This window comes from Streptomyces sp. NPDC047917, from assembly GCF_043204345.1.
Taxonomy (GTDB): domain Bacteria; phylum Actinomycetota; class Actinomycetes; order Streptomycetales; family Streptomycetaceae; genus Streptomyces; species Streptomyces sanglieri.
This window is the reverse complement of sequence record NZ_JBIDCA010000006.1, coordinates 533,371-534,787: the sequence shown is the minus strand read 5'-3', so window position 1 is coordinate 534,787 and position 1,417 is coordinate 533,371. Positions and strand designations below refer to the sequence as shown.

Sequence of the window (1,417 nt, the reverse complement as noted above, 5' to 3'; positions counted from 1 at the left end):
GTTGATAGGCCAGATGTGGAAGCCCGGTAACGGGTGGAGCTGACTGGTACTAATAGGCCGAGGGCTTGTCCTCAGTTGCTCGCGTCCACTGTGTTGTTCCCGGGTTGCGAACAGTTATCGCACCGGTTGAACAGCTTCACTACTTAATTGAAAAGTGTGCTTGTTCGCTAGAACCCGATAGGGTTTCGGTGGTCATTGCGTTAGGGAAACGCCCGGTTACATTCCGAACCCGGAAGCTAAGCCTTTCAGCGCCGATGGTACTGCAGGGGGGACCCTGTGGGAGAGTAGGACGCCGCCGAACAATCTTTCAAGGACCCTTGGTCCCAGCGTTCACGCTGGGACCAAGGGTCCTTTTGTTTTCGCCGAAGCGCGTCGGATGTCCGGCTGCGCCAGAATGTCTTGTAGTACCCGATGACAGGAGTCACGCCGATGTCCACCAACTCTCCCGACGATCGTTCGGAGCGCGAGCCGCGTCGCCGGGACGGTGGTGACCGAGGCGGCTTCAGCGGCCGTCGCGACGACCGTGATCGTGGACCGCGTCGTGACAACGACCGCGGTGGCTACCGGCGTGACGACAGCCGGCCCACCGGCGGAAGCGGTGGCGGTGGCTTCCGCCGCGACGACCGTGACCGTGATCGGGGACCTCGCCGTGACGACAATCGTGGGGGCACGTCCGGTGGTGGGTTCCGTCGGGACGACCGTGACCGTGACCGGGATCGTGGGCCGCGCCGGGATGACGACCGTGGTGGGCGTCCTTCGGGTGGTTTCGAGCGTCGGGACGACCGGCCGCGTGGTCCTCGTCGGGACGACGACAGCCGTGGTGGTGGCTTCCGTCGCGATGACAACCGTGGCGGCGGTTCCGGTGGCGGCTTCCGTCGCGATGACAACCGTGGCGGCGGTTCCGGTGGTGGGTTCCGCCGTGACGACAGCCGTGGCGGTGCGTCCGGTGGTGGCTTCCGTCGCGATGACAATCGTGGTGGTGGGTCCGGTGGTGGGTTCCGCCGTGACGACAGCCGTGGCGGTGGGTCCGGTGGTGGGTTCCGTCGGGACGACCGTGACCGTGACCGGGATCGTGGGCCGCGCCGGGACGATGACCGTGGTGGGCGTCCTTCGGGTGGTTTCGAGCGTCGGGACGACCGGCCGCGTGGTCCTCGTCGGGACGACGACAGCCGTGGTGGCGGCTACCGCCGCGACGACAACCGTGGCGGCGGTTCCGGTGGCGGCTTCCGCCGCGATGACAGCCGTGGCGGCGGTTCCGGTGGCGGCTTCCGTCGCGATGACAGCCGTGGCGGCGGTTCCGGTGGTGGGTTCCGCCGTGACGACAGCCGTGGCGGCGGTTCCGGTGGTGGGTTCCGCCGTGACGACAGCCGTGGCGGCGGTTCCGGTGGTGGGTTCCGCCGTGACGACAGCCGTGGCG

The 1,417-nt window shown here is 67.5% G+C and carries 2 rRNA genes and 1 pseudogene; all 3 read left to right on the top strand.

From position 1 onward, the window contains the following. Positions 1–73, top strand: a 23S ribosomal RNA gene (locus tag ACGF8B_RS17700); the annotation flags it as partial. A gap of 111 nt (positions 74–184) precedes the next feature. Then, positions 185–301, top strand: a 5S ribosomal RNA gene (gene rrf / locus ACGF8B_RS17695). Between the two features lie 267 nt (positions 302–568). Beyond that, positions 569–1,417: pseudogene (locus tag ACGF8B_RS17690) on the top strand (hypothetical protein); the annotation flags it as partial.